Raw genomic sequence first — 3150 nt, forward strand, 5'->3', positions numbered from 1 at the left:
CATGAGAGTTCTTGCCAGATTCAATCTCATTCTCCAGCCACCGGAGAAATCTTTTACGCTACAGTCGATTTTTTCATGGGAAAATCCAAGACCATGGAGCATTTGTTCGGCACGGGAACGTGCTGTGTAGCCATCTGCCTGAAGCAGCTTTTCGTGAAGTTCAGCAAGCCTGCCATGCTCTTGTTCTTGTTCGGCACACTTGATGGATTTTTCTATTTCCCGAAGTGTTTCATCACCGTCCAGCACATAATCGACGGCTTTCTGGTCCAGAGCCAAAACCTCCTGGGCCATATGAGCAATCCCCCGACCCGCATCGATGCCGACATCGCCCTTGTCCGGTTGCAGGTTACCCATAATCAGGGCCAGCAGACTCGACTTGCCACACCCATTGGCGCCCACCAGTCCAACATGCTGGCCGTGATGAATTGTTGCGCTGGTTTCTTCCAGCAAAACCTTGCCAGAGCGCAATAAACTGACTGAGTTCAAATTAATCATGGCGCGCATTATAAACGCTGTTTCACTGGCATTCCTACGGGAATATGAACCCACTGTGGATTCAAAGATCGACATACTACAAGAAGTTAATATCTGGCAGGCTGATCAAGACATTCGAGATCAAAACCCAGGGCAGGCTACTTCCAAAAATGTGGCAACGTAATCATTGCCACAAAGAAGTACTCGCTGATAGCTGGCGAGAGGGATACGGATTATTTGGTTTTATTGCAGGAGAGGCTTTCCTCTCCTGCGGATACTGCTTAAGAGATTAACGCTTGTCTTTTCTCTTGGCTGTCGCTTTCTTCCTGGCTGGAGCCTTTTTGGCAGCGGCCTTGCGAACTGGCGCTTTTTTCTTCACTACCGCCTTATTGGCAGCTGCTTTACGAGCAGGCGCCTTTTTCTTAGCTACCGTCTTTTTGGCAGCCGCCTTACGAGCAGGCGCCTTTTTCTTGGCGGGCGCTTTTTTCTTGGCATCGGCCTTAGCCTTGGTCTTTGCTTTCTTCAAAGACTCTTTAGCCTTATCCAGTTTTTTCTTAAGCGCTTCAATTTCTTTTTCCAGCTTCTTAACCGGATCTACCTTGCGGGTAGTCTTCTTCGCTGCAGTTTTTTTAACTGCAGGCTTTTTGGCGGCTGCTTTTTTAGCTGCAGGCTTTTTGGCTGCTGCTTTTTTAGCTGCCGGTTTTTTTTCAACTGGCTTTTTAGCCGCTGGTTTTTTAACAGCCTTTTTAGCGGCTGGTTTCTTTTTGGCTACAGGCATTTGGTCATCCCTCGTCATTGCCTTTAGAAGTACCTCTATATAAAAGCTGAATAATTTATATCCAGTTTTAATTAGAAAATAGAGTGCTTATCACGCGACTGCAAATTTTTTTATACATTTTTTTATATAAAATGATTTTTTTCCTTCAAAAAAAACTTGCCGCCTCTCGTTTTATTTTTTTATGAGAGTCATTTAACCCTTGTATTTAAGGCATTTTTGTATAACCAATGTTCCATAGCACTTGCTATCTCTTGACGCTTGCACAAAGATGGAGGAACTTTTGTACTAAGAAAAATTTGCTCCTTTCTTTGTCGAGCTAACACAAACAGTCATGAGCCGGAAATGCAGCCTGGTTGGAACATGAAAACAATCACTGCAAATTCAGGAAGAGCTGCATTTTCGCAATAAATAGAGAGACTTCATGAGACTAAAAGCACTTGCTAGCATCGCCCTGATGTCCTGTTCCATGCAATCAGTTGCTGCCCTGGAGAAAGAGTCAGACAAACTCAGCTACAGTCTGGGTGCAATTTTGGCCGAGCAACTCAAGCAGTTCGAGGGCATTAACTCAGACGCATTGTCTCAGGGAATCAAGGATACTCTGGAGAACAAACCTTTGGCTTTTGACAAGCAGGAAATGTTCAAGCTGATCGAAAAAGCCCGAAAGGATCAAGAGAAAAAACGTCAGGAACAACTGGCAGAAGAAGCAAAAAAGAACCTTGAAAAAGGTCAGGCTTTCCTGAAAGATAACTCTAAAAAGTCAGGCATAAAGACACTGAAAAGTGGCCTTCAATACAAAGTGATTAAAAGCGGTCAAGGTATTAAACCACAAGAAAACAGTGAAGTGACTGTCCATTACGAAGGACGTCTTGTTGATGGCAAGGTCTTTGACAGTTCATACAGCATAAACCAACCGGTGACGTTCAAACTGAATCAGGTCATCAAAGGCTGGACTGAAGGTCTGAAGCAGATGCAAGAAGGCTCCATTTGGGAACTTTATATCCCTTCGGACCTCGCTTATGGTCCCGGAGGTATTCCCGAGAGAATCAGACCTAATGAGGTACTGATTTTTAAAGTTGAGCTTTTGAGTGTGAAAAAAGACTCACAGGTCAATGAGGAGAAACAGAAGTAAACATCCCCATCATTGACTGAGCGGTTTCCTTCATACTGCGTGCTGGAAGATATTCAGACTATCTACCCGCATTACTAATGCTGGGAGAGCAATTCTCTGTGAGATTCGTGAAGCACTTCAATCATCCGGTCTTCCAGAGAAAAACGTTCTTCCAAAGCTTCACCTAGCTCGGACAGGTGAGCCTGCAGCATAGACACACTACTAAGGGACTCACAACCGTCGTTAAAATCCAGACAAACCTGCGTATTTTTTTCCAGTTCGGGCAGAATAGAGTGAGCCATTTCTACTCCCCCATCATTAAAATCAATACCTTCCTGAATCAGTTGTTCGTAGACTTCGAAATGACCAGCTGAAACATAATCAACCAGAATCTGGCACATTTCTTTCAGTTTATTTGCAACAGGCCTTTTATCATCGTGAAATTGATTCACTCCATTGATTGAGCAGTAGAGAACGATCAGAGCCTGCCGCTCGTTTAGCCAGCGGTCAATGATTTCTGATACGCCACCCCAACGTTCTCTGGCCGTTTTGCACCCCTCCAGCATGACTATTCCTCTTCGTTTGGATCTCATTTACTCGAAACGGGATCACTTTATCGCCCCTTAAAAATGACGACTCAGTTGCTAGATTATGACAGTGGATTTTTTGCGGCAAGAGGTAATTTCAATTTACTGTAAATTTCGATCTGAATTATATTTGTACACTCGCTCCAAAAGTCGTTTTTTTAGGGATTTGAGCGTTTTTTAATTCTATTAAGGATAAGAAGATC

The 3150-nt window shown here is 43.9% G+C and carries 4 protein-coding genes; 1 reads left to right on the forward strand and 3 read right to left on the reverse strand.

Annotated elements, in window-relative coordinates:
* Positions 1–504: ATP-binding cassette domain-containing protein (locus tag KDK17_RS11365; protein WP_257288124.1), on the reverse strand; the 504-nt coding region annotated here is incomplete at its 3' end.
* A 259-nt stretch (positions 505–763) separates the two neighbouring features.
* Positions 764–1252, reverse strand: coding sequence for a histone H1-like repetitive region-containing protein (locus KDK17_RS11370; protein WP_257288125.1), 489 nt, complete (start codon positions 1250–1252; stop codon positions 764–766).
* Positions 1253–1673: 421 nt separating this feature from the next.
* On the opposite strand from KDK17_RS11370, the gene KDK17_RS11375 reads away from it, so the two are divergent.
* Entirely contained in the window at positions 1674–2381 is a 708-nt protein-coding gene (locus KDK17_RS11375; RefSeq protein ID WP_257288126.1) for an FKBP-type peptidyl-prolyl cis-trans isomerase, read from the forward strand.
* Between the two features lie 74 nt (positions 2382–2455).
* On the opposite strand, the gene rsd is transcribed toward KDK17_RS11375, so the two are convergent.
* On the reverse strand, positions 2456–2926 hold the full coding sequence (gene rsd, locus KDK17_RS11380) for a sigma D regulator (RefSeq protein ID WP_257288127.1): 471 nt from the start codon (positions 2924–2926) through the stop codon (positions 2456–2458).
* Between the last annotated feature and the right edge of the window lie 224 nt (positions 2927–3150).

The sequence above is a fragment of the Endozoicomonas sp. SESOKO2 genome (genome assembly GCF_024606245.1).
In the GTDB taxonomy this organism is placed as follows: Bacteria; Pseudomonadota; Gammaproteobacteria; order Pseudomonadales; family Endozoicomonadaceae; genus Endozoicomonas_A.

What these genes read in the sequence shown, in the direction of transcription:
- KDK17_RS11370 (WP_257288125.1), bottom strand. Translation starts at nt 1,252, where the DNA reads ATGCCTGTAGCCAAAAAGAAACCAGCCGCTAAAAAGGCTGTTAAAAAA.
- KDK17_RS11375 (WP_257288126.1), top strand. Translation starts at nt 1,674, where the DNA reads ATGAGACTAAAAGCACTTGCTAGCATCGCCCTGATGTCCTGTTCCATG.
- rsd (WP_257288127.1), bottom strand. Translation starts at nt 2,926, where the DNA reads ATGCTGGAGGGGTGCAAAACGGCCAGAGAACGTTGGGGTGGCGTATCA.